Annotated in this window: 2 protein-coding genes; both read left to right on the forward strand. The window is 76.0% G+C overall.

The window, feature by feature from the left end; translation table 11 throughout:
- Positions 1 to 745, forward strand: a 745-nt coding sequence (locus tag A612_RS04635) for an SMP-30/gluconolactonase/LRE family protein (protein ID WP_019373376.1), incomplete at its 5' end; no start/stop codon positions are given.
- Positions 746 to 771: 26 nt separating this feature from the next.
- A partial coding sequence (gene glcE / locus A612_RS04640) for a glycolate oxidase subunit GlcE (RefSeq protein ID WP_019373377.1) occupies positions 772 to 1,531 on the forward strand: 760 nt, incomplete at its 3' end.

A 1,531-nucleotide genomic window follows, 5' to 3' on the forward strand; every position in this document is an offset into this window, starting at 1 on the left:
GGGAGCGCCCGCCGGCCTCGTGGTCGCGCTGCGCGACCGCATCTGCCACGCGCCGCAGTGGGGCGGGGAGCTGCGGGAACTGGCGCGCCTGCCCATCGACCCCGCGACCCAGCGCGCCAACGACGGCAAGTGCGATGCCCTCGGGCGCCTGTGGGTGGGCACCATCCACGAGCCGGAGAGCGGGCCGCGCCAGCCGGTGGGGGCGCTGTACTGCATCGACCTGCGCGTGCCGGGCGCGCCCTCCGTGCGGCGCATGCTCGGCGGCGTGGCTACATCCAACGGCCTGGCGTGGTCGCCCGATGGGCGGCGGATGTATTTCGCCGACACGCCCACGCACGCCATCCGTGTGTGGGACTGCGACACGCAGCACGAACCCGTGGGCGAGGCGCGCGTGCTGCACCGCTTCGCCCACCAGGAGGAAAGCCGCCAGGCCGGGGCAGCGTACGGGGGCCGGCCGGACGGCGCCTGCGTCGATGCCGAAGGCGCCTACTGGTGTGCCCTCTACGAGGGCGGGCGCGTGCTGCGGCTGGCGCCCACGGGCGAGGTGCTGGCCGAGCTGGTCCTGCCGCTGGCCTGCCCGACCATGCCCTGCCTGGGCGGGGCGGACGGGCGCACGCTCTTCGTCACGTCCGCGCGCGGCGGCCGCAGCCCCGAGGAGCTGGCGCGCCTGCCGCTGTCGGGCCAGGTGCTGTCCACGCGCGTGCAGGTGCCGGGCCTGCCGGTGGCCAGGTGCGAACTGGGTTGAACGGGCCCGGCGTACCATCGCCTCCCATGGACTCCGCCCTGGCCCTGATCTCGGAGCGCGTGCGCGATGCCGCCGCGCGCGGCACCGCCCTGCGCATCGTCGGGGGCGGGACCAAGGCCTTCCATCCCGCCAGCCGCGCACGGGCGCCCGCCGAGGAGCTGGACCTGCGGGCGCTGGCGGGCGTGCTCAGCTACGAGCCGAGCGAGCTGGTCATCACCGTGCGCGCCGGAACGCCCTTGGCCGAGGTCGAGCAGCTGCTGGCCGAACAGGGCCAGGCGCTGGCCTTCGAGCCGCCGCGCTTTGCCGCGGGCGGCACGGTGGGCGGCATGGTGGCGGCGGGGCTGTCCGGCCCGGCGCGCGCCAATGCAGGCGCGGTGCGCGACTTCGTGCTGGGCGTGGAGATCGTCAACGGCCGCGGCGAGTTGCTGCGCTACGGCGGGCAGGTCATGAAGAACGTCGCGGGCTACGACGTCTCGCGCCTGATGGCCGGCAGCTGGGGCCGCCTGGCCGTCCTCACGGAAGTCAGCCTGAAGGTGCTGCCGGTGGCGCCGACCGAGGCCACGCTGCGCTTCGAAGGCACCCAGGCCGAGTCGCTGGCGCGCCTGCATGCCTGGGGCGGCCAGCCGCTGCCATTGAACGCCAGTTGCTGGGTGGAGGAAGGCGGCGCCGGCCGGCTGTACGTGCGCCTGCGCGGCGCGCGTGCGGCGGTGGAGGCCGCCTGCCGGCGCATGGGCGGCGAGCTGCAGGACGCGGGCCTGGCGGCGCAGGACTGGCAGGCCTGCCGCG

The sequence above is a fragment of the Melaminivora alkalimesophila genome (genome assembly GCF_000282995.1).
Classification (GTDB): Bacteria; Pseudomonadota; Gammaproteobacteria; order Burkholderiales; family Burkholderiaceae_C; genus Melaminivora; species Melaminivora alkalimesophila.